Source organism: Muricomes intestini, assembly GCF_004346165.1.
Taxonomy (GTDB): domain Bacteria; phylum Bacillota; class Clostridia; order Lachnospirales; family Lachnospiraceae; genus Muricomes; species Muricomes intestini.
Genome location: NZ_SLZZ01000055.1, coordinates 1 through 3,608, shown reverse-complemented (window position 1 = coordinate 3,608; position 3,608 = coordinate 1). Strand labels below are relative to the sequence as shown.

The window sequence follows — 3,608 nt, the reverse complement described above, 5'->3', positions numbered from 1 at the left end:
TCAAGTATTGGCAAATCCTGATTCATCTACTTCATGTAGATAGATTATCTCATATCGGATCTGAAATTTGGAACGCTATGTTATTCATCGCTTACAATTAATGTAATCACATTTGCTAATTTTCTTAACATCGTTTAGAAATCTGTCTATGAAAAGAGCGATGTCCGTATATTCAGACACCGCCCTCATAAATCTTATTATATCGCCTGTGATTATGCAATTTTTTCACCTCTGCACATTTTCCTACATCAAATGGTGTAAGTTTGGTGTAAAAGTGTAAATTTTGCATTTTTTAAAAAATGAAGTACATCTCGTTTTGCAGGACAAAACGGTACATCATTAGTAGAGTTTTGCACCTGCCGGAATGTGGTCATCTACCATCAAAAGATTGAGTCCTTCCTTGCCGTCAACTTCGTGAACTGCGGAAATTAACATACCGCAGGAATCAATTCCCATCATCGCTCTTGGCGGCAGGTTTGTGATTGCGATACAAGTCTTGCCAACCAGTTCTTCCGGCTCGTAATACTCGTGAATACCGCTTAAAATCACTCTGTCTGTGCCTGTTCCGTCATCTAAAACAAATTTCAGGAGCTTCTTGCTTTTTGGAACAGCTTCACATTCTTTTACCTTAACTGCCCTGAAATCTGACTTGCTGAATGTTCCAAAATCTACCATTTCCTCAAATAGAGGCTCGATTTTCACATTGGAAAAATCAATCTTCTCAGGCTCGGCTTTTACATCATTTTTGGCAGCTTCAGAAGCCTTAGAACTTACACCATTTTCCGTTTTTACACCATTCAAGGACTTCATCGTCGGGACTTTCTCCGACGCAGTTCTGAAACCACTCATATCCCTGAGCAACTCCCTACTTTGCTGTTTACAACCAAATAAAAAGCCTTGTTTACCTTTAAAATTAATTGCTTTCCGCATAAGTAGTTGTATTATTTGATGTATTTGATGTAAATCCCGATTGAGAGAATGGGTTCTTCAATCGGATTGCTTACTAAATTATAATCTTTATTATTGAACAAGTCAATCAGACCAAAAAAAGCAGCGTACCAATTTTCATTTTAAAGTACGCCACTTTTTCCTACGCTATTGAATTATTAAAATATTTATCCAGTCCATCAAACTCGGTTCTTTTTAGTTCCTTTGTTACATCAGTATAGATATTTAAGGTTGTTGTTATATCCTTATGTCCGAGTGTATCCTGAATAACTTTTATATTTACACCTGCTTCACACATTCTCGTTGTAAATGTATGTCTGAGCGAATGACAACTAAAATGCGGTAAAAGCACTTCTGGATTTTCTGTTTTCAAAAACTGCTCATCATTGCAATCACGGATAATGCGTCGGATTGCCTTATTCAAAGTCGATTGATGTTGTGGCTGTCCGAAACGATTGAGAAATATAAAATCTGTATATCCATCTATGGTTGCTTCGCAGTGAACCCCTAGCAGTTCTTGTCGTTGTTTTTCCATAACAAATGCTTCTTTAACAAAATCGAGCATCGGAACTTGTCTATTTCCGGCTTCTGTCTTTGGAGTATTCACATTGAAATAGCAGCCCTTTTTTCCTTCAGAAGTTCTGTGGTCATAATAAACCAACGTGTGATTAACATCTATAATTCCATCTTCCAAATCAATATCACACCATCTGAGTCCTGTAACTTCTCCAACTCTTAATCCCGTTCCAAGCATTACTGCAAACACTGGATACCAATACACTGCTGTATTAGAGTTCTTCAGATAATCCATAAACAATTCCTGTTCAGGTCGAGTAAGTCCCCTGCGTTTCTCTGTCTTGAAGCAATGAGCTTTTTTCAATTCCCTCAAAACATTATTTGTCGGATTGTTTCTGATATAGTTATCATCAACCGCCATATCAAATATCTGATGAAGAATGTTGTGGACACCATCAACTGTTGCAGGTTTCAATCCTCGCTCGTCAACCAGATAATTATAAAATCTCTTAATATCTGATTTCAAAAATGTTGAGACTCTCTTAGAACCGATTTGCCGACGTACAAAGGTTTCATAAATATATTTGTAATTCTCAAAAGTGTTGTTTTTCAATCCTCTCTTCAGGTCTTTCCATAACTCATATAAATCATCGAGTGTAACATATCGTGCTTCCGCTTTTATGCCATCACTTTTGTCTTTCTCAATCGCTTCCTCTTTAATCCTGAGTGCTTCAAGCGTTTTTGAATAGACATATCTTCTTTTATGGTTTTCATCAGTCCAACTGTACTGATAACTTCCATCACTTCTTTGAAGTTCTCCCGTGCGAAGAACTGTCCTTGTTTTATCTTTTCGTTTTGGTCTTGCCACGGCTGTTCCTCCTATATTTCATTCCTGCTATTTAAAAATTTCACAAATTTGTCGATGATGACATACACCTGATAACCGTCTGTCGTCATAAAATTGCAGTCTTTCCTTTTCATTAACTCTCGTATTTTTCCCCTTCCGATGCCTGTATAAGCGGCTGTTTCGTTTACCGACAAACATTTCTTTTTCCAAAATGGCTGCTCTTTTTTCTTTTCTATAAGGCTTTCCCGATAAGCAATCATTTCTTTATCTGCAAAATCCACATTCATCGTTCCACCTCCTAAATCTCATACATTTTTTCAATGTACTCATCAAACAATTCTCTCTTTATCATTCGGCGTTTTCCCACCCATAACACAAATGGACAGTCAGCAAACCTTGTCATTTCACGAAGTTTTTCTCTGCCAATGCCAGTATAGGCAGTAGCTTCATCAATGGTCAGATACGGCTTATGCCATATCGGTACTTCTAATCTTTCTTTTTTTACTGGATTACTCACAATAATACCTCCTCATATCGAATACTGTTTTTTTATAAATTCAACAAATTCTTCTCTCTTGATAAGTCGCTTTGAGCCATTCCATAAAACGAACGGACATCTTTCATTATCAGTAAGCTGTCTGATTTTCCTGCTTCCAACACCTGTATAAGCAGCGGCTTCATCAATTGTAAGCATTACTTTTTCCCAAAGTGGGACATTATAGATTGTTTCATCTTTTTCGTTGTTCATATGCTGTAACCTCCTTTGCGTGGTTACAGCATACTCAAAAATCCACACTGAGCCAACGATGCGAATTTGCTCATCGCATATTTGACTTTTCCATTAAATTGAATACTGATTTGCAATATATTCCTCAAAAATTTTTCGCTTTATCATTCGTCGGCTTCCTATCCAAAGTACAAACGGGCAATCTTGCTTTTCCGTCATTTCATAAAGTTTTCCTGTTCCAATATTGGAATATATAGATGCTTCTTCAATCGACAAATTAGGCTTATGCCAAAGAGGTACATTATAACTCAGCTTCTTTACACTGCTATTAGACATTCTTACACCTCTTTTCTTTCTTTGACGAATATCTGTCGGTAACAACATAATCCCAACCATCTCCATCACACTTATCACATCTGTCTTTTCGCTTTGCAAATGGGTCTAGTCGCCTTACGATATAGTCCGGATTGTGGATGTGTAAGTGGTATACTATAACCAGCAGATTTAGGCAAATAAAATCCAGCAACTATTATACAACATCAACGAATGATATACTGTCATTCGGAGGTG

The 3,608-nt window shown here is 37.1% G+C and carries 5 protein-coding genes and 1 pseudogene; all 6 read right to left on the bottom strand.

Translation table 11 applies throughout. The features are described 5' to 3' along the window. Nucleotides 1-339: 339 nt before the first annotated feature. Nucleotides 340-816, bottom strand: a pseudogene (locus tag EDD59_RS17510) (lysine--tRNA ligase); the annotation flags it as partial. A 274-nt stretch (nucleotides 817-1,090) separates the two neighbouring features. Continuing rightward, the gene (locus EDD59_RS17505) at nucleotides 1,091-2,332 is read right to left on the bottom strand and encodes a site-specific integrase (RefSeq protein WP_117886564.1); all 1,242 of its coding nucleotides are present in this window, start codon (nucleotides 2,330-2,332) and stop codon (nucleotides 1,091-1,093) included. Between the two features lie 11 nt (nucleotides 2,333-2,343). Next, entirely contained in the window at nucleotides 2,344-2,598 is a 255-nt protein-coding gene (locus tag EDD59_RS17500; RefSeq protein ID WP_230398501.1) for an excisionase, read from the bottom strand. An 11-nt stretch (nucleotides 2,599-2,609) separates the two neighbouring features. Next, nucleotides 2,610-2,828, bottom strand: a complete 219-nt coding sequence (locus tag EDD59_RS17495) for an excisionase (protein WP_022146406.1) — start codon at nucleotides 2,826-2,828, stop codon at nucleotides 2,610-2,612. A 12-nt stretch (nucleotides 2,829-2,840) separates the two neighbouring features. Then, the gene (locus EDD59_RS17490) at nucleotides 2,841-3,059 is read right to left on the bottom strand and encodes an excisionase (RefSeq protein WP_022146405.1); all 219 of its coding nucleotides are present in this window, start codon (nucleotides 3,057-3,059) and stop codon (nucleotides 2,841-2,843) included. A gap of 93 nt (nucleotides 3,060-3,152) precedes the next feature. Then, nucleotides 3,153-3,440: an excisionase gene (locus tag EDD59_RS17485; RefSeq protein WP_334295629.1), complete on the bottom strand. Its 288-nt coding sequence runs from the start codon at nucleotides 3,438-3,440 to the stop codon at nucleotides 3,153-3,155. Nucleotides 3,441-3,608 lie beyond the last annotated feature (168 nt).

What these genes read in the sequence shown, in the direction of transcription:
- EDD59_RS17485 (WP_334295629.1), bottom strand. Translation starts at nt 3,440, where the DNA reads ATGGAGATGGTTGGGATTATGTTGTTACCGACAGATATTCGTCAAAGA.
- EDD59_RS17490 (WP_022146405.1), bottom strand. Translation starts at nt 3,059, where the DNA reads ATGAACAACGAAAAAGATGAAACAATCTATAATGTCCCACTTTGGGAA.
- EDD59_RS17500 (WP_230398501.1), bottom strand. Translation starts at nt 2,598, where the DNA reads ATGAATGTGGATTTTGCAGATAAAGAAATGATTGCTTATCGGGAAAGC.